General features: G+C 66.8%; 18 protein-coding genes and 1 pseudogene. 18 read left to right on the forward strand and 1 reads right to left on the reverse strand.

The features are described 5' to 3' along the window. The first annotated feature begins 6 nt into the window (after positions 1–6). From EPD81_RS03815 to pstB, 17 genes and pseudogenes are all read left to right on the forward strand, one after another. Positions 7–672 carry a precorrin-8X methylmutase gene (locus EPD81_RS03815; protein ID WP_142804058.1) on the forward strand — a complete coding sequence of 222 codons (666 nt, stop codon included), beginning with the start codon at positions 7–9 and terminating at the stop codon, positions 670–672. Continuing rightward, a complete protein-coding gene (locus tag EPD81_RS03820; protein ID WP_142804059.1) occupies positions 669–1,808 on the forward strand; it encodes a cobalt-precorrin-5B (C(1))-methyltransferase in 1,140 nt (379 codons plus the stop codon). The genes EPD81_RS03815 and EPD81_RS03820 overlap by 4 nt, the downstream gene beginning before the upstream one ends. Before the next feature lie 276 nt (positions 1,809–2,084). Then, positions 2,085–3,506 (forward strand): annotated as a pseudogene (gene iscB / locus EPD81_RS03825) (RNA-guided endonuclease IscB). Continuing rightward, entirely contained in the window at positions 3,503–4,786 is a 1,284-nt protein-coding gene (gene cbiE, locus EPD81_RS03830; protein ID WP_142804060.1) for a precorrin-6y C5,15-methyltransferase (decarboxylating) subunit CbiE, read from the forward strand. The pseudogene iscB and the gene cbiE overlap by 4 nt, the downstream one beginning before the upstream one ends. Next, a complete protein-coding gene (cobI, locus tag EPD81_RS03835) occupies positions 4,783–5,544 on the forward strand; it encodes a precorrin-2 C(20)-methyltransferase (RefSeq protein ID WP_142804061.1) in 762 nt (253 codons plus the stop codon). Before cbiE ends, cobI begins: the two co-directional genes overlap by 4 nt. Continuing rightward, on the forward strand, positions 5,541–6,281 hold the full coding sequence (locus EPD81_RS03840) for a cobalamin biosynthesis central domain-containing protein (RefSeq protein WP_142804062.1): 741 nt from the start codon (positions 5,541–5,543) through the stop codon (positions 6,279–6,281). Before cobI ends, EPD81_RS03840 begins: the two co-directional genes overlap by 4 nt. After that, positions 6,278–6,670, forward strand: a complete 393-nt coding sequence (locus EPD81_RS03845; RefSeq protein ID WP_142804063.1) for a cobalamin biosynthesis protein — start codon at positions 6,278–6,280, stop codon at positions 6,668–6,670. The genes EPD81_RS03840 and EPD81_RS03845 overlap by 4 nt, the downstream gene beginning before the upstream one ends. Continuing rightward, positions 6,667–7,623 carry a precorrin-3B C(17)-methyltransferase gene (gene cobJ, locus EPD81_RS03850; protein WP_142804064.1) on the forward strand — a complete coding sequence of 319 codons (957 nt, stop codon included), beginning with the start codon at positions 6,667–6,669 and terminating at the stop codon, positions 7,621–7,623. The genes EPD81_RS03845 and cobJ overlap by 4 nt, the downstream gene beginning before the upstream one ends. Then, complete coding sequence (gene cobO / locus EPD81_RS03855) at positions 7,616–8,218, forward strand: cob(I)yrinic acid a,c-diamide adenosyltransferase (protein WP_142804065.1); 603 nt, start codon at positions 7,616–7,618, stop codon at positions 8,216–8,218. Before cobJ ends, cobO begins: the two co-directional genes overlap by 8 nt. Beyond that, positions 8,212–9,528: a cobyrinate a,c-diamide synthase gene (locus tag EPD81_RS03860; protein ID WP_142804066.1), complete on the forward strand. Its 1,317-nt coding sequence runs from the start codon at positions 8,212–8,214 to the stop codon at positions 9,526–9,528. The genes cobO and EPD81_RS03860 overlap by 7 nt, the downstream gene beginning before the upstream one ends. Further along, positions 9,525–10,217 carry a 5,6-dimethylbenzimidazole synthase gene (bluB, locus tag EPD81_RS03865; protein ID WP_142804067.1) on the forward strand — a complete coding sequence of 231 codons (693 nt, stop codon included), beginning with the start codon at positions 9,525–9,527 and terminating at the stop codon, positions 10,215–10,217. The genes EPD81_RS03860 and bluB overlap by 4 nt, the downstream gene beginning before the upstream one ends. A 78-nt stretch (positions 10,218–10,295) precedes the next feature. Continuing rightward, entirely contained in the window at positions 10,296–10,445 is a 150-nt protein-coding gene (locus tag EPD81_RS10640; protein ID WP_185955344.1) for a hypothetical protein, read from the forward strand. Then, entirely contained in the window at positions 10,442–10,882 is a 441-nt protein-coding gene (locus tag EPD81_RS03870) for a DUF423 domain-containing protein (protein ID WP_221928846.1), read from the forward strand. The genes EPD81_RS10640 and EPD81_RS03870 overlap by 4 nt, the downstream gene beginning before the upstream one ends. Positions 10,883–10,974: 92 nt before the next feature. Further along, complete coding sequence (locus EPD81_RS03875; protein ID WP_142804068.1) at positions 10,975–11,976, forward strand: PstS family phosphate ABC transporter substrate-binding protein; 1,002 nt, start codon at positions 10,975–10,977, stop codon at positions 11,974–11,976. Between the two features lie 96 nt (positions 11,977–12,072). Further along, positions 12,073–13,023 carry a phosphate ABC transporter permease subunit PstC gene (pstC, locus tag EPD81_RS03880; protein WP_142804069.1) on the forward strand — a complete coding sequence of 317 codons (951 nt, stop codon included), beginning with the start codon at positions 12,073–12,075 and terminating at the stop codon, positions 13,021–13,023. A gap of 1 nt (position 13,024) precedes the next feature. Continuing rightward, complete coding sequence (gene pstA, locus EPD81_RS03885) at positions 13,025–13,948, forward strand: phosphate ABC transporter permease PstA (RefSeq protein ID WP_142804070.1); 924 nt, start codon at positions 13,025–13,027, stop codon at positions 13,946–13,948. Between the two features lie 67 nt (positions 13,949–14,015). After that, the gene (gene pstB / locus EPD81_RS03890; protein ID WP_142804276.1) at positions 14,016–14,786 is read left to right on the forward strand and encodes a phosphate ABC transporter ATP-binding protein PstB; all 771 of its coding nucleotides are present in this window, start codon (positions 14,016–14,018) and stop codon (positions 14,784–14,786) included. Here the strand turns inward: pstB and EPD81_RS03895 are convergent, their stop codons facing one another. Beyond that, positions 14,787–15,353: a TMEM165/GDT1 family protein gene (locus EPD81_RS03895; RefSeq protein ID WP_142804071.1), complete on the reverse strand. Its 567-nt coding sequence runs from the start codon at positions 15,351–15,353 to the stop codon at positions 14,787–14,789. A gap of 101 nt (positions 15,354–15,454) precedes the next feature. Between EPD81_RS03895 and uvrA the strand changes: the two genes are divergently transcribed. After that, on the forward strand, positions 15,455–20,953 hold the full coding sequence (gene uvrA, locus EPD81_RS03900) for an excinuclease ABC subunit UvrA (RefSeq protein WP_142804277.1): 5,499 nt from the start codon (positions 15,455–15,457) through the stop codon (positions 20,951–20,953). The last annotated feature ends 24 nt before the right edge of the window (positions 20,954–20,977 follow it).

Below are 20,977 nucleotides of genomic sequence, written 5' to 3' on the forward strand. Positions count from 1 at the left end.
AGGATCATGACGGCGATCACCGAACAGCTCACGGCCTTGGGGCGCGCGATCGAGCACGATTCTTTCGCCATCATCGATGCCGAGGTGGGGGGAGCGCATTGCTATGCCGCATCGCAGTGGCCGGTGGTGCGGCGTATGATCCACGCGAGTGCCGATTTCGAGTTCAACGGGCTGACGTTCTTTCACCCCGAGGCGATTGAGGCGGGGATCGCGGCGATCCGCCGGGGGGGCACGCCCGTGGTGGCGGACGTGGAGATGATCTGCGTGGGGCTGTCGCGCCCGCGCCTGTCGCATTTCGGCATGACGGCGCATCAGTTCATCGCCGATGAAGACGTGATCGCGGCGGCGAAAGCGAACGGCGGCACCCGGGCGGTCGAGGCGATGCGCAAGGCGCACCGCTTGGGCTTGCTCGAAGGCTCGATCGTCGCCGTCGGTAATGCCCCGACCGCGCTGATCGAGGTGATTCGTCTCATCGAAGAAGAGGGCGTGCGCCCGGCACTGGTGCTGGGTATGCCGGTGGGTTTCGTCTCGGCCGCCGAATCCAAGGAACGGTTGATGGCGCAGCAAGAAGTGCCGTGGATCGCCATTCGCGGGCGCAAGGGGGGATCCACCCTCGTCGTGGCGGCACTACATGCCCTGCTCGCGCTCGCGGAGGAAGAAGGGGACGTGTGAGCGAGGAGAAAATCCGCAAGAGTGTGCCGAAGAAACGCGGCAACCGCACCGGCTTTACCACCGGGGCGTGTTCGGCGGCCGCGGCACGGGCGGCGGCTTGGGCGCTCGTCTCCGGCGAGCGGCCCACCGAGATCGAGTGCCGTCTGCCCAACGGGCAGATCGTGCGCTTTCCCGTGCATGAGACCGTGTTCCTCGACGCCGACACGTGTCGGGCGGTGGTGGTGAAGGATGCGGGCGACGATCCCGATGCCACCCACGGGGCGCACTTGACGGTCGAGGTGCGGCGCCTGCCCGGGCGCGCCGGCGTGATTGCCCTCGAGGGGGGCGAAGGCGTGGGCGTGGTGACCAAGCCGGGATTGGGCCTGGAGGTGGGGGGACCGGCGATCAATCCGGTGCCACGGCGCAACATCACCGAGAACGTGCAGGCGGTGGCGGAAGCGCTGTTGCGCACCGACGGGTTGGCGGTGAGGATCTCGGTGCCCGGCGGCGAGGAGATGGCGAAGAAAACGCTCAACGCCCGTCTGGGAATCCTGGGGGGTATTTCGATTCTCGGCACCACCGGCATCGTGCGCCCCTATTCGACAGCGGCGTTTCGCGCGAGCGTGGTGCAGGCCGTGGACGTGGCGGTGGCGCAGGGTTGCGACACGGTGGTCTTCACCACCGGGGGGCGCACCGAGAAGTTCGCCATGCGCCAGTTGCCGCATCTGCCCGAAGCGGCTTTCGTGCAGATGGGCGATTTCGTCAAGGCGGCGTTTCGCGCGGCGATCGCCCGGCGCGTGCGCCATGTCTGCGTGGGAGCGATGATCGGCAAGCTCACCAAGATGTGCCAGGGGCTGGCGGTGACGCATGCGTGGAAGGCCGAAGTCGATCGCGATCTGCTCGCCGAGGCTGCCCGCGAAGTGGGCGCGCCCGAGGCGGTGGTCGAGGAGATCCGCGCTGCCGAGACGGCGCGTTTTGGCGCCGAACGGCTGGCCGAGCTGGGGCTGGCGGTGCCGTTTCACCGGGCCGTGGCCATGCGCGCGATCCGTCGTCTGAAGGCGGATCATCCGGGCGAGTATCACCTCACGGTGCTGGTGTGCGATTTCGAAGGGCAGGCGATCTGCCGGGTGGAAGAAGGTCAATCCTCCCCGCCCTAAAGGGCGGAGCTTGTAAGGGGAAACCCTGACAGGCTTGATTGACCAGACTGAGCGTCAGAAATGGCGCTACGTAGTACGGAAGTGCGCAGACTCACCCGCGGATGCCTCCCCAGTCCGCGGCTCTGAAAGGAATGGGTGCAGACAAGGCAAGGGGAGCCACGAAACGACCCATTCCCGGACGGGAAACCGTCCAAGCTGCCGTACCACATTGTCGAGGGGAGCGGTCCTGATGGACCCGTCACCAGTCCCGTAAGGGACGAACGTAAGGAGGAAGTTATGGCGGTATTTGTTTTGGACAAAAGGAAAAAGCCGCTCATGCCGTGCAGCGAAAAGCGCGCGCGGCTGCTCTTGGAGCGTGGCCGTGCTCGGGTGCATCGGCTCATGCCTTTTACGATCCGCTTGATCGACCGCACCCAAGAGGAAAGCGTCTTGCAGCCGCTGCGCCTCAAGCTCGATCCGGGCAGCAAAACGACCGGGATCGCCGTGGTGCGCGAGGCCGAATCGGTCGACGAGGAAACTGGCGAAATTCAGCGCCAAGTCCATGTCCTGTGGCTTGCCGAACTCGTGCATCGTGGTCGGCAGATCAGCGAGGCGCTCACCGCGCGGCGTCAGATGCGACGCCGTCGTCGTTCGATGCTGCGCTATCGCGCGCCGCGCTTTCTCAATCGCAGGAAACCCGAGGGGTGGCTGCCACCATCACTGCGTCACCGGGTAGGGACAACCCTCGCCTGGGTGCGCCGCCTGCAACGGCTCGCGCCAGTTTCCGGCATCGCGCAGGAACTGGTGCGATTCGACATGCAAGCGATGGAAAACCCGGAAATCTCCGGCATCGAGTACCAGCAGGGAACGCTCGCCGGGTACGAGGTGCGCGAGTATCTCTTGGAGAAGTGGGGAAGAAAGTGCGCCTACTGCGGAGCCCAGGATGTTCCCCTGCAGATCGAGCACATCCACCCCAAGGCCAGAGGTGGCAGCGACCGGGTGAGCAACCTGACGCTCGCCTGTGCGCCGTGTAACCGCAAAAAGGATTCGCAGGACGTACGCGTCTTCCTTGCCAAGGACCCACAGCGGCTCGCCAAACTCCTCGAGCAAGCCAAGCGCCCCTTGCACGATGCCGCCGCCGTCAATTCGACCCGTTGGGCGCTTTACGAGGCGCTCAAGGCGACAAACCTGCCGCTCGAGACCGGCTCAGGCGGGCGTACGAAATTCAATCGCATGCGTCTAGGCATCCCCAAGACGCACGCGCTCGATGCCGCCTGTGTCGGGGTAACGCACGCCGCGTTCGACTGGGGTCGGCCCGTGCTCCAGATCAAGGCGACCGGCCGAGGGAGCTACCAGCGCACGCGCCTCGATCGGTTCGGCTTTCCCCGCGGCTATCTCACGCGGCAAAAGCGGCACTTCGGGTTCCAGACGGGCGATTGGGTGCGCGCCGAAGTGACCAAGGGCAAGAAAGCGGGTACCTACGTCGGTCGCGTGGCCGTGCGCGCATCGGGTTCTTTCAATATCCAAACACGGGAGGAAGTGATTCAGGGCATTGCCCATCACCACTGTACGCTCCTTCAGCGAGCCGATGGGTATGGGTATTCGTGGATCAAGAGAGCAACTTGACGAAAGGAGGGAGCGGGAACAAGGGGGCGTGCCCTGCACGCTGCGCTCTCCCTCCCCGACCTGAAGGCCGGGGTTTCCCGCGCAAACCGATGAATGTGCCTGAACGTTGTGCCGTGATCGGCATCCTCGACGACGGTTGGGAAGGTCTGGGAGATAAGTCCCGCCGCTGCCTGCACGAGGCCGAACTCGTGATCGGCGCGGAGCGCACCCTCGCCCTCGTGCGCCCGCACCTGTCGGAAGGTCGCGAATGGCGCGCGCTCGACGGCGCTTTGGCCGAAGTGCCGCGCTGGGTGGAAGAGGCGCTCGGCAGGGGGCGGAAAGTGGCGGTGCTCGCCACGGGCGATCCGCTGTGCCACGGCCTGGCCCCGTGGTTGATCGCCCGCCTGGGGGAGGCGCGGGTGGCGGTGTTGCCGGCCGTCTCGACCCTGCAGCTCGCCTTTGCCCGTTGGAAGCTGCCGTGGCAGGAGGTGCGCATCGCCAGTTGCCATGCGCGCGACGCGGGCGACTGGTCTTTTGCGGCGGGTCCGGGGCATCCGCTGTCGCCGGTACTGCGCGCCGTGGCCCAGGCGAGGCGTGTGGCGGTCTTCACCAGCCCGGAGAACGGTCCGGCACGCATCGCCCGCGCCCTCATCGACTGCGGCTATGGCGAAGAGATACGGATGCGGGTGGCGAGCCGTTTGCTGCTCGCCGACGAGGCGCTCTTCGGGCCGCTCACGCCGCAAGAAGCGGCCCGAAGGGAATTTCCCGATCCCAACGTGGTGCTCATCGAGCGCCACGGCGGGGAAGCGCCGCTTTTCGGCCTGGAAGACGCGGAATACGCCCAGCGGGCTCCGGAGAAAGGGCTTCTCACCAAGCAGGAGGCGCGGGCGTTGTCGCTGGCGAAGCTCCGGTTGCGGCCCGATACCTGCGTCTGGGACATCGGCGCGGGGTCCGGTTCGGTGGGGCTGGAGTGCGCCCGTCTGTGCCCCGAGGGGGAGGTCTGGGCGATCGAGAAGAACGCCGCCGAGGCGGCCAACGCCCGCGAGAATGCTCGCCGCTTGCGCGTGGCCAACTACGTCCTCGTCGAGGGGCGGGCGCCGCAAGGACTGGACGAATGGCCGGCGCCGGATGCGGTCTTCATCGGCGGCTCGGGCGGGGAGTTGCCCGAGCTGATCGCACTCGCGCTCGCACGGCTCAAGGACGGCGGCCGCCTGGTGATGAATTTCGTGACGCTGGAAAATCTCGCTACCGCGATAGCGGCGGTGCGTTCCTCGGGTTTTCCCTGGGAGGTGGTGCAGCTGCAGGCGAGCCGCAGCAAACCCATCCTCGACATGCACCGGCTCGCCGCGCAGAACCCGGTGTGGATCGTCACCGTGGCCAAGGAGGGAGAATGAAACTCACCGGTGTTTCGCTCGGCCCGGGCGATCCGGGTCTCATCACCCGGCGTGCCTGGGAGGCGCTCACGAGCGGGGCGCGCTGGCTCTATCCGGTGAAGCGAGGCGGCGGCGACTCCTACGCCCTCGACATCGTGCGCCGCGCGGGCCTCGCCGTGCCCGAAGACGCCGTGCCCCTCGTCTTCCCCATGACGCGCCAAGCGGAAGTGCTCGAGCGCGCCTGGCAGCGGGCGGCGCAGCAAGTGATCGAGCTGGCGCGGGAGACGTCCGAATTCGTCTTCCTGGTGGAGGGGGACGCCTCCACGTTCGCCACGTTCGGGCATCTGGCCCGTACGCTCGAGGCGCACGCACCGGGCTGCACGATCGAAACCGTCGCCGGCGTCCCTTCTTTCCTCGCCGCGGCCGCCGCGGCCGGCGTGCCGCTCGCCGAGGAGGACGATCGGGTGGCCGTGATTCCGGCCGCCTACGGCATCGGCGTGATCGATCATCTGCTCGACGAGTTCGACACCGTGGTGCTGCTCAAGGTCAAACCCCTGCTCGACGAGATCCTGGCGCTCCTTGCCCGCCGCGACTTGCTCGGGCAGACGTTTTTTTGCGAGAAAGTCGGTGCGCCCGAGCAGCGTCTCGTCCGGGACGTGGCCACGCTCACGGGGGAAAAAGTGAATTACCTCTCGCTCTTGATCGTGCGCCAGCAGGGTCTGCCGCGTGGCGCGCTGCGGCGCGGTTGCCGCAAGAAACCACTGGAGGTGCCGTCATGAGATGCGCGGTGGTGGCGATCACCAAACACGGCCTTGCGCTGGCGGGCAGGGTGGCGGCGGCGCTTCCCGGCGCCCGGGTTTTCGCGCCGGCCAAATTCGCCGAACTGGCGCAGCGGGCGGCTCCAGGCAGAGCGCAGTGCTACGAGGGCAAGACGGGCGAGCAGATCCCGGCGCTCTTTGCCGCCTTCGATGCGATCGTGGCCATCGTCTCGCTGGGGGCGGTGGTGCGGCTCATCGCCCCACATCTGCGCGACAAGGAGCAGGATCCTGCGGTGGTGGTGCTCGACGAGGCAGGGCGTTTCGTCATTCCCGTGCTCTCGGGGCATCTGGGCGGAGCGAACGCGCTCGCCGGGCATCTGGCGCTCGCGCTGGGGGCCACGGCCGTGCTCACCACGGCATCGGACGCCCGCGAAACCTTGTGCGTCGATCTGCTGGGGCGCGAACTCGGCTGGCACTTCGAGGCAAGCCACGACGAGATCGTGCACTGCAGCGCGGCCGTGGTCAACGACGAGCCGGTGGCCTTGGTGCAGGAAGCGGGCAGTACCGACTGGTGGCGCGGGCACGCCAACGGGCGCAGCGGTCCGCTGCCGGCGAACCTCGTCAGGCTCGATCGGCTGGAGGAGGCCGATCCGGCCCGCTACGCCGCTCTTCTGTGGATCACACGCGAAGGGCGCGCCGAGGATCACCCTCAGTGGGCCGGGCGGCGCGTGATCTATCGTCCGCCGGAGTCGCCATGAAAGTCGCAGTGGGAATCGGCTGCGATCGGGGCACGCCGCTCGCCACCCTCGAGACGGTGCTTTCACAGGCGCTCGCAGAAGCTGGCCTTGCGCCCGAGTCCATCGTTCTCCTTGCCAGCATCACCCTCAAGGCCGACGAGCCGGGGCTGCTCGCCCTCGCCGCGCGACTCTCCTGTCCGCTGCGCTTTTATTCCCCCGAGGAACTGGCGGCAGTGCCGGTGCCGCATCCTTCCGAAGTCGTGCGCCGCCACACCGGCACGCCCTCGGTGGCCGAGGCGGCGGCCTTGCTTGCCGCCGGCGCGCCAATGCAGGACTTGATCGTGGAAAAACACCGCTACCGCGGCCCCGACGGCCGCAATGCCACCGTCTCGATTGCGAGGATGTCATGAAGGAAACCGAGGTTGCCGCGCGCGGCAAGATCTTTCTGGTGGGTATCGGCCCCGGCAGCGAGGCGCACATGAGTGCCCGCGCGCGGCAGGCCATCGCCGAAGCCGACACGGTCATCGGCTATGTCACCTACGTGCGCCTGGTGGCGCCGTTGCTCGAAGGCAAAGAGGTGATCCGCAAGTCGATGACCGAGGAACTCGATCGGGCGGTCGAGGCGCTCGAGCGTGCCCGGCAGGGCAAGACGGTGGCGCTCATCTCATCGGGCGATGCCGGGGTCTATGGCATGGCCGGGCCGACGTTCGAGGTGCTCTTTGCCGCTGGCTGGCAGCCCGAGGGCGATGTGGCCGTGGAGATCGTTCCGGGCGCCTCGGCCATCAACGCCTGCGCCGCTCTCGTGGGCGCGCCGCTCACGCACGATTTCTGCGCCATTTCGCTCTCCGATCTCCTCACGCCCTGGCCGGTGATCGCCCGGCGGCTGGAGGCCGCTGCCGCCGCCGATTTCGTCGTCGCCCTCTACAATCCCAAGAGCGGACGGCGCACGCGCCACATCGTCGAAGCCCAGCGGCTGCTGCTGCGCCACCGCGCGCCCGATACGCCGGTCGCCATCGTCAAATCCGCCTACCGGCCGAAACAGCGCATCGAACTAACCACGCTCGAGCGCATGGCCGAGGCCGAGATCGGCATGCTCTCGACGGTGCTGGTGGGCAATTCCCGCACCTTCGTGCGCCACGGCCTGATGGTGACGCCGCGCGGCTATGGTGAAAAGTACGTTTTCGACGAGGGGGAACGTCAGGCGCGCGCGGGAGAGCAGGCCGGCCGCTCGCTTTCGAGCGGCCTCGAGGGGTGGTTGCGCGAGATTCGCGCAAGCGGCGAGAGCCCGGCGAGCCTCGCGCGGCGCTACGCCCTGCCGGAAGACTATCTCGCCGCCCTGCTCGCGGAGGAATCCGATGGCTGAAGAAGACACGGCGCGCCATCGCGCCCGCATGCAGCGCAAAAAGGCGGTGATCGAGGAGCGCATCGCCCGGGCGTCGCTCGAGCGGGGGGTCTTCCTGCTCCATACCGGCAGCGGCAAGGGGAAATCGAGCGCCGCGTTCGGCGTGCTCGCCCGCGCCCTGGGGCACGGCATGAACGCCGTGGTCGTACAGTTCGTCAAGAGCCGCTCCGATACCGGCGAGGAAGCCTTCTTCCGTCGCCACCCGGCGGTGCGCTGGTACGTGATGGGCGAGGGGTTCACCTGGGAGACGCAGGACCCGGCGCGCGACGCAGCCGCCGCCCGCGCCGCCTGGGAGACGGCCCGCGCCGCGCTCACCGATCCGGGCGTGGCGCTCGTGATCCTCGACGAGCTCACCTACGCCTTCAAGTATCACTGGCTCGACCTGGAAGAGGCGCTGGCGGTGTTTCGCGCGCGCCCGTTCCACCAGCACCTCATCGTCACCGGGCGGGCCGCGCCGGCGGCGTTGGTCGAAGCGGCCGACACCGTCACCGAGATGGGACTCGTCAAACACGCTTTCCAGGCGGGGGTGAAGGCCATGCCGGGGATCGAATGGTGAACTGTCCCGCCTGGCTCGTCGCCGCTCCCGCTTCTGGTCACGGCAAGACCACCGTGGTGGCGGCGCTCGCGCGCTGGCATACCCGCCAGGGGCGACGGGTGCGCGTGTTCAAATGCGGGCCGGATTTTCTCGATCCGCAGATCCACGAACTCGCCTCGGGTGCGCCTTGCGAGACGATCGACTTTCGCATGGCCGGGGAAGAAGATGCCCGCTGGCGCCTCGCGCGTGCGGCGCGGCACGCCGATCTCCTCCTCGTCGAAGGCGTGATGGGGTTGCACGACGGCGAACCCAGCGCCGCCGAACTCGCGCGCCGTCTGCATCTTCCCATCCTGCTCGTCATCGATGCGAGTGCCATGGCCGGCAGTTTCGGCGCCGTGGCCTGGGGATTGAAACACTACCGCGAAGGGGCACCGATCACCCACGTGCTCGCCAACCGCATCGGTAGCGCCATGCACGCGCGGCTGTGCCGCGACACGCTGCCCGAGGACATCGCCTGGGCTGGGCATTTGCCGCGCGACGAGGCGATGACCCTTCCCGAGCGCCACCTGGGATTGCTGCCCGCCGCTGAAATCGCTGACCTGGAAACGCGACTGGATCGCATGGCCGAGGCCATCGGCCAGACCGAGGCCGCAGCGCTGCCGCCGCCGGTCGCCTTTCTGCCGGCAGATGCCCCATCGTCCCTTCCGCCGCTCCTCGCCGGCCAGACGGTGGCGGTGGCGCGCGATGCCGCTTTTTGTTTCCTCTACCCCGCCAATCTCGAGACCCTGCACGCCCTCGGGGCCCGCACGGTCTTCTTCTCCCCGCTCGCGGACTCCGCCCTGCCGCCGTGTGATGCCGTTTGGTTACCCGGTGGTTACCCCGAGCTGCACGCGGCGGCGATCGCCGCCAACCGCCCGATGGCCGCGGCACTCGCCGCCCACGTGCAGTCGGGCAAGGCGCTGCTCGCCGAGTGCGGCGGCATGATCGCCTGCGCCGAGACCCTCGTCGATGCCGCGGGCCGGTCCTGGCCGATGTTCGGTCTGATTCCAGGCCAGGCGCGCATGCAATCGAGGCTCGCCGGCCTCGGCGTGCTGGAAGGGGATCTCCCCGAGGGACGCCTCACCGGCCACACCTTCCACTACTCCACGTTCGAGACGACGCTCGCGCCGCTCGCTCTTGCGCGCAAGACCCGCGGCGCCGGTGGCGAGGCGATTTACCGCCAAGGCCGGCTCACGGCGAGCTACATGCACTTCTATTTTCCGTCGAACCCGGTGGCGACGGCGGCACTTTTTGGATCGATGACCGACTCCACGACGTGGAGAGCGATATGAGCCTTCCTTTTCCGCCTTCCCCTCATCGCTTTTCCGAGGCGGAGCGCGAGGCGGTGTACCGCGCCATTGCCGAGCGTCGCGACATGCGCCATTTTCTACCCGACCCGGTCGATCCCGAAATTCTGCACCGGCTGCTGTGGGCGGCGCATCAGGCGCCCAGCGTGGGTTACATGCAGCCTTGGCGTTTTCTGCGCATCACCGACCGTGCCTTGCGGCAAGCGATCCATCGCCTGGTCGAGGAGGAACGCCAAGCGACGGCCCGGGCCATGGGCGAGCGGAGTGAGGAATTCCTGCGCCTCAAGGTGGAAGGGATCCTCGAAGCCGCCGAGATCTTCGTCGTCGCCCTTGCTCCGGGGCGGGAGCGGCATGTATTCGGTCGGCGGACCCTGCCGGAGATGGACGTGGCTTCACTATCCTGTGCGATCCAGAACCTGTGGCTCGCAGCCCGTGCCGAAGGGTTGGGGATGGGCTGGGTGTCGCTGTTCGATCCGCAGCGTTTGGCGGATGTGTTGCGGATGCCGGAAGGGGCCAAACCCATGGCCATACTTTGCCTCGGCCATGTGGCCTCTTTCTATCCACGGCCGATGTTGGAAGAAGTCCATTGGGCCAGCCGACGCCCACTTGCCGAAGTATTTGCCGAGAATTTCTGGCCAAGCGGGGCGGACGGCTGGAGCAGCGAGGTGGGGTAACGGATTCCCGTTTTCAACCCCCAAGGAAACCGGGTCCGGCTACAATGTACCATCAACCTTTCATTCGGCCCGGGAGCCATGAAACCCATCGTTCGCGCCACCCTCATCGGAGCGAGCGCCATCGTCCTGTGGGGGACGCTTGCGCCGTTCGCGATCGTGGGCGGCTCGCTGGTGGCGGGTTGGGAATGGAGGAAACGGGCCGTTTCCTCGTTCGAGGAGGTTTCGTGACAAGGGTGATGACGGCTTCCCGCTTCCCGCTACTGGCCGCGGCGTGCTTCGGCTTTCTGGGGGTAGCCATGGGCGCGTTCGGGGCGCATGTGTTGCGGTCGCACCTTGCCGCCGCGCTCTACGAGAACGTGCAAACGGCGGTGTTCTACCAGTTCGTCCATGCCCTGGCGCTCTTCGCTCTGGGGGTGCTGGGAGCCGCGGGCTGGAGGAACCGGGCCTTGAGCCTCGCGGCGGGGTTGTGGACGGGCGGGGTGATCGCTTTCTGCGGCAGCCTCTACGCTTATGCCTTTACGCAATGGTGGCCGCTGGTGTGGGTGACGCCGTTAGGCGGCACGGCGCTGCTCGCCGGCTGGGCCGCGTTCGGCATTGGCGTCTTGCAGGAAATTCCTTCGATGCAAGACGGGTCTCCATGCTCATCGAAGCGACGATCGCGTTAAAATTTAACAAGCTCGTAACAATCGCACTCTAGACTCTCCGGGTCGGGACGTTCGTCCCTGCAAAGCCCCTTTCTCGAACAAGGAGTCGTTCCATGAAATTCTCCAAAAGCGTACTGCTTGGAGCACTGGCGTTGGTGGGTGCGGTCGGTGCCGCTCAGGCACAGCAGAAGATCGTCACGATCGACGGATCGAGCACGGTTTATCCGGTGACCGAGGCCGTGGCCGAGGAATATCAAAAAATGAAGAAAGGCACGGTGAAGGTCACGGTGGGGATCTCCGGCACCGGGGGTGGATTCAAGAAATTCTGCCGTGGCGAGACGGACATTTCCGGGGCATCACGACCCATCCTCAAGTCGGAAATGGAAGTGTGCCGCCAGGCCGGAATCGAGTACATCGAGCTGCCGGTGGCTTATGACGCCATTACCGTCGTGATCAACCCGAAGAACACCTGGGCCGAGGAAATGACGGTGGCCGAGCTCAAGAAGATGTGGGAGCCTTCCGCGCAAGGGGTGGTCGACAACTGGAAGAAGGTCTCCGAGCGATTCCCTGATCATCCGCTCAAGCTCGCCGGTCCCGGTGCCGATTCCGGCACCTTCGATTATTTCACCGAAGCCATCGTCGGCAAGTCGAAGTCGAGCCGGGGTGATTTCATGGCTTCCGAAGACGACAACGTGATCGTACAGTTCGTCAGCCGCGACGTGGGCGCTTTGGGCTTCTTCGGCATGGCGTACTACATGGAAAACAAGGACAAGGTCAAGGCCGTCAAGATCAAGAAAGACGAAAACTCGCCGGCCATCGCTCCCTCGGTCGAAACGGTGAATAACGGCTCGTACCAGCCGCTGTCTCGCCCCGTCTTCATCTACGTGAGCGCAAAGGCCGCCCAGGAAAAACCGGAGGTGCGAGAGTTCGTCGAATTCTATCTGCAGCACGCTGCCAAGCTGAGCAGGGAAGTGGGCTACGTCGATCTGCCCAGCCAAGCCTATGAGCTGGCGATGGAGAACTTCAAGGCGATGAGAACGGGCACGGCTTTCGGCGGTGTGCCCGACGTCGGTTTGAAGGTCGAGGAATTGCTGCAGCGTGAGAAGCACCTGTAAGCTGCATTGCCACGCCATCGGCTCGCGATTGCCAGCCGATGGCTTTTTCATCGTTCGATCCTTATTACTACGGTCAGACAGACCATGAGCGATTCAATGACGACGACCGACACGGGTGGTAGCGGTAGTCTTTCCTCTCCTTATCTCGACCGTATCCGCACCATGCGCCACGTGCGCAACGGCAAGGAACGCGTCATCGAGGCGATCCTTTTCGTGGCGGCATTTTGCGCCGTGGCGGTGACGGTGGCCATCGTCGCCATTTTGCTCTACGAGGCCTCGACGTTCTTCGAACACGTCTCGCTCGTGGAGTTTCTCACCGGCACCGAATGGACGCCGCTCTTCGAGCGTGCGAGGTATGGCATGCTACCGCTGCTGGTCGGCACGGTGGTGACTTCCGCCATCGCCTTTCTCGTCGCCGGCCCGCTGGGCTTCCTCATCGCGATGTATCTATCCGAATTCGCTCCGCCGAAACTCGCGGAGGTGCTCAAACCTTTCCTCGAACTGCTCGCCGGCGTGCCGACCATCGTCTATGGCTATTTCGCATTGCTCTTCGTCACGCCGCTGCTGCAGAAACTCATTCCGGGGCTGCCCGGATTCAACATGCTCAGCGCCGGTCTGGTGATGGGATTGATGATCGTGCCCTACGTGGCTTCGATCGCCGAGGATGCGATGCGCGCCGTGCCCATGGCGCTGCGCGAAGGCTCGTACGCCATGGGGGCCACGCGTTTTCAAACGGCGATGTGGGTGGTGCTCCCGGCTTCCTTCTCTGGGGTGATGGCTGCGTTCGTGCTGGGGATTTCCCGGGCGGTGGGCGAAACGATGATCGTGGCCATCGCCGCCGGTCAGCAACCCAACTTCACTTTCGATCCGCGCGAACCCGCGGCGACGATCACCGCCTACATCGTGCAGGTGGCCATGGGCGATCTGCCGCACGGTTCGATCGGCTACCAGAGCATTTTCGCCGTCGGGCTCGTGCTCGTGGTGATCACCTTGTTTTTCAACCTGATCGGCCAAATGCTGCGCCGGCGCATTCGCGAGGTGTATTGAGATGGCGGAGACACAGGGTCCTCGGTTGCGAACGATCATCGCCCGAAACCATCGCTGGGATTTGATCATCGGCACCATCGGCTTGCTGGCCACGACCGTGGGGGTGCTCGTCCTCATGCTCCTCTTCGTCGATCTGGTGATCGACGGCTGGCAGCGGCTCACCCCCGATTTCTTCCTGAATTTCCCGTCGCGGCGGCCCGAGGAAGCGGGTATTCTCTCGGCCTGGGTCGGGTCGGCCCTGGTGATGGTCGTGACCGCGTTCACCGCTGTGCCGCTCGGGGTGGCCGCGGCCATCTATCTGGAAGAATACGCGCCGAAAAACTGGATCACGGAGCTCATCGAAATCAACGTGACCAATCTCGCGGCGGTGCCTTCCATCATCTACGGCTTGCTTGCCCTGGGGCTTTTCGTCTATATCCTCGGTTTAGGGCATAGCATCCTCACGGCCGGCCTCACCCTCGGGCTCATGATCCTGCCCATCGTCATCGTGGCCACCCGCGAGGCGCTGCGCGCCATTCCCGTGGCCATCCGCGAGGCGGCTTATGCCTTGGGGGCGACGCGCTGGCAAGTGGTGAGCGATCACCTCGTTCCCTACGCTTCGGGTGGCATCTACACCGGGGTGATCATCGGCCTGTCGCGAGCCATCGGTGAGACGGCGCCCGTCATCACCATCGGCGCGCTCACTTTCATTGCTTTCCTGCCACCGATTCCGTTCACCGGCGATCCCCCTGCGGGCCCCTTCGATTGGCTCTTCTCGCCTTTCACCGTACTACCCATCCAGATGTTCAACTGGCTGTCGCGTCCGCAGACCGCGTTTCACGTCAATGCAGCGGCCACCGGCATCGTCATCATCGTGGCAACCCTCTTGATGAACGGCATCGCCATCTGGCTGCGCAGCCGTATCCGCAGCAAGCTGAAATGGTGAACGACCTCAATTTCTCGACGGAATCGACCGTATGAACCAACCAAAAACCCTGGACGACAACGCCGCGATGGTCACCGAGACGCTCAAGGCCGAGACGCGTAAGTTCAATTTTTTCTATGGTGACAACCAGGCCCTGAAAAACGTCGACCTGCCGGTGGCCGAACGTCGGGTCACCGCCTTGATCGGACCGTCCGGCTGCGGCAAATCGACCTTGTTGCGCAGTTTCAACCGCATGCACGATCTCTATCCCGGTAACCGCTACGAAGGCGAGATCCGTCTCTATCCCGACGACGTCAACCTCGTCTCGCCCGAAGTCGACCCCATCGAGATCCGCATGCGCATCTCGATGGTGTTCCAGAAACCCAATCCCTTCCCCAAGACGATTTTCGAGAACGTCGCCTACGGCCTGATGGTGCGTGGCGAGAAACGCCGCTCGGTGCTGGAGGAGAAAGTCGAAGAAGCCTTGCGCGGAGCGGCGCTGTGGGAAGAGGTCAAGGATCGGCTCGACGATCTGGCCTTCAACCTCTCGGGCGGCCAGCAGCAGCGCCTGTGCATCGCCCGGGCGCTCGCTTCGGACCCGGAGATCATCCTCTTCGACGAGCCCACTTCGGCGCTCGACCCCATCGCCACGGCGAGCATCGAGGAACTCATCGCCGAGATCAAGGAAAAAGTGACCATTCTCATCGTCACCCACAACATGCAGCAGGCGGCGCGCATCTCGGACTACACCGCCTTCATGTACCTGGGCGAGCTCGTCGAGTTCGGTCGCACCGACGAGCTCTTCGTGCGCCCGCGCAAGAAACAGACCGAGGACTACATCACCGGGCGCTTCGGCTGATCACCACCACCAGGCCGCGATGCCGAGCAGGACGAAAGCGAGCGCCGCGACCAGGTGGATCGTCTTGGCCGGCAGCCGGCGCGTGATCCGCTCGCCGAACCACACCACCGGGGCGTTGGCGAGCATCATGCCGACGGTGGTGCCGGTCACCACCGCCGCCCAAGGCGAATAGTGCGCGGCGAGCGCCACGGTGGCGAGCTGCGTCTTGTCCCCCATCTCGGCAAGGAAGAACGCGGAAGACACGATCGTGAAGATGCGGGTGAGCGTCGCCGCCGGCCGCGTCTTCGTCTCGTCTTCGTCGATCGTATCCGGTACCAGCATCCACAACCCCAGCGCGACGAAAGAGATCGCGACCACGGCGTGCAACACCTCCGGTCCGAGCCACTGCGTCACCGCCGCGCCCAGCGCCGCGGCACCGGCGTGATTGACGAGGGTGGCAAAGAGAATCGCCGCGCAGATCGTCCACGGCGCACGATAGCGTCCGGCGAGCACGAGCGAGAGGAGCTGGGTCTTGTCGCCGACTTCGGCGAGCGCGACGAGCCCGGTGGCGGTGAGGAAGGCTTCCATGGGAGCGCGGCGAAAGGTGGCGCGAATCGCATTATAGCGGCGTACTTGCTATGATCGCAGGAATCGCCGACGGGTTCGTCGGCCGCAACGCACGGGGACCCATGCACGAAAACGAGGGAAGATCCACTGCCTCCTGTATCCGCATCCGCGGCGCGCGCCAGCACAACCTGAAGAACCTCGACGTCGAGCTGCCCACGGGGCGGTTCATCGCCGTGACCGGCGTCTCGGGCGCGGGGAAATCATCGCTCGTGATCGAGACGCTCTATGCCGAGGGGCAGCGCCGCTACGTCGAGACCTTCTCGCCCTATGCGCGTCAGTTCTTCGAGCGCCTGGACGCGCCCGAGGTCGACGAGGTCGAGGGGGTGCTGCCGGCGATTGCCATCGAAGGCGGCACCAGCGTGCGCACTTCGCGCTCGACGGTGGGTACGCTCACCGAGATCGCCGATCACGCCAAATGGCTCTATGCGCGCGCCGCACGCCTCTTCTGTCCCGGCTGCGGCGAGGAGATCGTACCCCACACGCCGGAGACGGTGGCTGCAGACCTGCGGCGACGTTTTGCCCCGGCCGCGCGGCTTGCCGTGCTCTTCCCCTTGCCGGTGCCCGAACGCCTGCCCGCCGAGACGGTACGCGCCGGGCTCGCGGCCCAAGGCTACGCGCGCGTCGTCGCCCGCACGCCCGCCGGGGACGGACGCTGGTGGTGGTGGGTGGTGCAGGATCGATTTCGCCTCGACTCGGTCGAGGAACGGCGGCTCGCCGAGGCGCTGGAAGCGGCTTTCGCCCAGGGACAGGGGCGTCTGGCGGTGGCCGACTGGGACGAACTGCGAAATCGGCTGGGTGAGCCGGCGGAGACGGGTGAGCCCCCTTTTTGCGAGCGGATTCCCGCACGGGAATACCGCCGCGAGCGCTACTGCGGGGCTTGCGATCGGACTTTTTCCGATCCCTCGCCGGGCCTCTTCTCCTTCAATTCACCGGTGGGTGCCTGTTCGACCTGCCGTGGTTTTGGGCGGGTGATCGGCATCGATTGGGACAAGGTGATCCCGGACCCGTCGCTTTCCCTGCGCCGAGGGGCGATCCGGCCCTGGCAGGGAGGATTCTCGGCGCAATGCCAGCAGGAACTGGAGATGCTCGCTCCGGCCGCCGGCGTGCGCCTGGACGTGCCCTGGCGCGAATTGAGCGAGGCGGAGCGGCGCTGGGTGCTCGAAGGCGATCCCGACTGGGTCGATTGGGAAACGAGCTGGCCGCGGCATTGGTACGGCGTGCGCCGCTACTTCGAGTGGCTCGAATCCAAGGCCTACAAGATGCACGTGCGGGTGCTGTTGTCGCGCTACCGCAGCTACACCGTCTGCCCCGACTGCCACGGCGCACGCCTCAAGCCGGAGGCGCTCGCCTGGCGTTTGACCGCCGCCGACGAGACGCCGTCACCCGGACGCCTTCCCGGTCACGACCTGCCCGAGCTCTTCGCCCTGCCGGTCGAGGAGGCGGCCGCCTTCGTGCGCCGCTGCGCGGCCGGCATCCAGGGCAAGACCCTGCGGCAGGTGTTCGAGGAAATCGAGACCCGCCTGAGCTATCTGTGCGAGGTCGGCCTGGGGTACCTCACCCTCGATCGCGCCTCGCGTACCCTCTCGGGTGGGGAATTGCAGCGCATCCATTTGACCACGGCGCTCGGCACCTCGCTGGTGGAGACGCTCTTCGTGCTGGAAGAGCCGACCGCCGGACTGCACGCCCGCGACGTGGCGCGGCTCATCGGGGCGATCCGCCGGCTGGTGGATCTGGGCAACACGGTGGTGGTGATCGAGCACGATCCGCAGGTGATCGCCGCGGCCGATTGGGTGATCGACCTCGGGCCGGGCGCCGGGGCCCAAGGGGGGCGCCTGGTGGTTGCAGGACCTCCTGCCGCCGTCGCCGCGCATCCGGCCTCTCTCACCGGCGCCTATCTCGGCGGTCGCTTGCGGGTGCAGGCGGAGCGAACCCCGCGCGAGGTGGGCGAAAGTCCTTGGCTGCGACTCTACGGGGCGCGCGAGCACAACCTGAAAAGCATCGACCTGGCGCTGCCCCTCTCGGGGTTGACGGTGATCGCCGGGGTCTCCGGTTCGGGCAAATCCACCTTGGTCGAAAACGTGCTCGTACCGGCGCTCGCCCGGGCGCTCGGGCGCGAGGCCGAGGCCCCGGGACCGTACGATGCGCTCGAAGGAGCGCAGGCGCTCGCCGATCTCGTCTGGGTCGACCAGACGCCGCTCGCCAAGAGCGCGCGCTCCATGCCGGTGACGGTGACCGGTGCCTGGGACGAGCTGCGCCGCGCCTTCGCCGCCCAGCCCGAAGCCGCCGCCCACGGCTTCACCGCCGGCAGCTTCAGCTTCAACGCGGGCGAGGGGCGCTGTCCCGCCTGCGGCGGTTCGGGGTTCGAACACGTCGAGATGCAGTTCCTTGCCGACGTCTACCTGCGCTGCCCGGTGTGCGACGGCCGGCGCTTCCGGGACGAGGTCTTGCGCGTGCGGCTCGCCGGCAAGAACGCCGCCGAATGGCTGGGGCTCACGGTGGACGAGGCGCTGGCGCTGCTTTCCCGCTTGCCCGGGGCCAAGGCGGCCATGGTGCGCCTGCAGCCGCTCGTCGCGCTCGGGCTAGGCTATCTGCGGCTGGGGCAGCCCACGCCGACGCTCTCCGGTGGCGAAGCCCAGCGCCTCAAGCTCGCCGCGCGGCTCGCCGAACGTCGCCGCGGCGGCAAGACGCTCTACGTGCTCGACGAACCCACCACGGGGCTGCACCAACACGAGGTGGCGCGACTGCTGCGCGTGCTCGAGGAACTGGTCGAACAGGGCGAGGCAGTGGTGGTGGTCGAACATCACCTTGACGTGATCGCCGCCGCGGATTGGGTGATCGAACTGGGCCCCGAAGGAGGGGAAAAAGGCGGTCGCATCGTCTTCGAAGGCCCCCCGCCCCGGCTCGCCACGGCCGAGACCGCCACCGGCCGGGCTTTGCGCGAGCGCACTGGCGTCTTCATCGCCCCGCCCCTGCCCCTTGCCGCCGAGCCGACCCCTTTGTACGGTCCCGCGCCACCGCGCGCGATCGAGATCTTCGATGCGCACGAACACAACCTCAAACACCTCGACGTGACGATCGCGCGAGAGCGGCTCACCGTGGTCACGGGTGTGTCCGGTTCGGGCAAATCCACGCTCGCCTTCGACATCGTCTTCGCCGAAGGGCAGCGGCGCTATCTCACCGCGCTCGATGCCTACGCGCGCCAGTTCGTGCAGCCGCCCCCACCCCCCGCGGTGGGTCGCATCCAAGGGTTGTCGCCCACCGTGGCCATCGAACAGCGTACCAGCCGCGGCGGCTACAAGAGCACGGTGGGCACGCTCACCGAGATCGCCCCTTTTCTGCGGCTCCTCTATGCCCGCCTCGGCACGCCCCATTGCCCTTCCTGTGACGTGCCGCTCGAGTCGCTCGCCGCCGGATCCTTGGCACAGCGCTTGGCGCACCTGCCCCCGCCGCTTTCCCTCTACGCGCCCCTCGTACGGCGCCGCAAGGGGATCTATAAAGAATTGGCTGCCTGGGCGGCACGACGGGGCGTGACGACACTGCTCGTCGACGGCGAGGAAGTGCCCACCGATCCCTGGCCCAAGCTCGACCGCTACCGCGAACACGACATCGACCTGCCGATCGCCCGGCTCGAATCCGCCGATGGGGACGCCTTACAGCGGGCCGTGCAGCAGGCGCTGGAAGCGGGTGAAGGCGTGAAAGTGCGCGACGGGCAGGGGCATTGGCACCTCTTCGCCGGCGCCCACGTCTGCCCCTCTTGCGGCCAGGGCGCTCCGCCCCTCGATCCACGCCTCTTCTCGCAGCATTCGCCCTTGGGGTGGTGCCCGGCTTGCCTCGGCACCGGCCGGAAACTCCTGGGCGAAAGCGCGACGCTGCGCGATGGCCGGCCGCTGTCCTTGGATGCGGAGTGCGAGGTCGAGGGCCGTCTCGTCACAGCGCAGACTTGTCCCGAGTGCGGCGGCAGCCGGCTCAACGCCTACGCCCGCGCCGTGCGGCTACAGGGGACGAGCCTGCCGGAGCTGTCGCGCCTGCCGCTCGCGCGCCTGGCGCCGTGGTTCGATACGGCCGTCGCGCAGTGGGACGAACGCAGCCGGCGCATCGCCGCCGAAGTCTTGCCGCAGATCGCGCAGCGCCTCGCCTTCCTGTGCGAAGCAGGGCTGGGTTACCTCACGCTCGAGCGTGCCGCGCCCACGCTCTCGGGGGGCGAAGCGCAGCGCATCCGGCTCGCCGCCCAACTCGGCTCGACCCTGCGCGGCGTGTGCTACGTGCTCGACGAACCCACCATCGGTTTGCACCCGCGCGACGACGAACGCCTCATCGCCATGCTGCGCCGACTGCAGCGCCGCGGCAATACCGTGCTGGTGGTCGAACACGACGAGGCGATGATCCGCAGCGCCGACGAGGTGATCGACCTCGGCCCCGGCGCGGGCGAACACGGCGGTGAAGTAGTGGCTCGAGGGCCGCTGCCGGTCATTCTCGCCTCGCCGCGTTCGCTCACCGGCAAGATGCTGCGCACGCCCATCGCGCACCGGCTCGCACTGCCGCGACCCGTCGCCGACGACACGGCGAGCCTGTGGGTGCGCGGGGCACGCCGCCACAACCTGCAGGGCATCGATGTGCGTCTGCCGCTCGCGCGCCTCATCGTGGTCACCGGCGTGTCCGGCTCGGGCAAATCGACCCTGGTACGCGAGGTGCTCGCCGAGAGCCTGCGCCAGGGCCGACCCGTCGGCTGCGAACGCCTCGAAGGCGGCGAAGCGCTCACGCGGCTCCTCGAAGTCGACCAGACGCCTATCGGCAAGACCCCCCGCTCCTGCCCGGCCACCTACCTCAAGGTGTTCGATCCCATCCGTCGGCTGTTCGCCGAGACGCAGGATGCGCGGACCCGCGGCTGGGCCCCGGCGTGGTTCTCCTTCAATACCGGCGAGGGCCGCTGCCCGGTGTGCGAGGGGCAGGGCATGATCACGGTGGAAATGGCCTTCCTGCCCGACGTGCGCGAACCGTGCGAGGCCTGTGGCGGTAGCCGCTACCGCGCCGAGACCCTGCAGGTGCGCTGGCGCGGGATGAGTATCGCCGACGTGCTGACGATGACGGTGGCACAGGCGGCGGAATTCTTCGCCGCCCATCCCGCGATCGCGCGGCCGCTTCGCTGGATGGAAGAAGTCGGCCTGGGCTATTTGCGCCTGGGGCAGCCCAGCCCGACCCTCTCCGGCGGGGAGGCGCAGCGGCTCAAGCTGGTCGCCGAGCTCTCGCGGCCGGCGAACACGCCCACCCTCTATCTGCTCGACGAACCCACCGTGGGGCTCCATCTTGCCGACATCGAAAAGCTGCTGCACGTGTTGCACCGCCTGGTGGAGAACGGCCACACGGTGGTGGTCATCGAACACGACCCGGACGTGTGGCTCGAAGCCGATTGGCTCATCGACCTCGGCCCCGGTGGCGGGGACGAAGGCGGTCGACTGGTCCACCAGGGAACCGTGGAATCCCTGCGACGGCGGGCAAGCGGGGCGACGTGCGAGGCGCTCGAGAGGGTGCTTTCCCGCCGCAAAGATGCTTTACTGAAGTGAACGAGCGTATTCCGTGCAAGTGAG

The organism is Tepidiphilus sp. J10 (assembly GCF_006980785.1).
In the GTDB taxonomy this organism is placed as follows: domain Bacteria; phylum Pseudomonadota; class Gammaproteobacteria; order Burkholderiales; family Rhodocyclaceae; genus Tepidiphilus; species Tepidiphilus olei.